Genomic DNA, 256 nt, shown 5'->3' with positions numbered 1-256 from the left:
ATGGAGACCCGTCCACCCCGGGCAAATGAAGCCCAAGCCCCCCGCGCGGATGAAATGAAAAAAGAAAGCCGTCCCACGTTTGACGCGGCAGCCGTACCGGTATCCGACAGCGGGTTTGCCGCCAATGCAAATGTCCGCCGTTTTGTGGACGATGAAGTCGGGAAAGGAGATTTTTCCCGGGCGGAATGGCAGGATTTTTTTGACAAAGCGGCTTACAAGGCGGACATTGTCAAGATTATGCACCGCCCCTCCACAT

General features: G+C 55.9%; 1 pseudogene. It reads left to right on the top strand.

Annotation, left to right across the window (positions count from 1 at the left end):
* Positions 1 to 256 (top strand): annotated as a pseudogene (locus ACI43T_RS12145) (lytic murein transglycosylase B); the annotation flags it as partial.

The organism is Neisseria oralis (assembly GCF_045062685.1).
In the GTDB taxonomy this organism is placed as follows: domain Bacteria; phylum Pseudomonadota; class Gammaproteobacteria; order Burkholderiales; family Neisseriaceae; genus Neisseria; species Neisseria oralis.
This window is presented reverse-complemented; position numbering and strand designations above follow the sequence as displayed.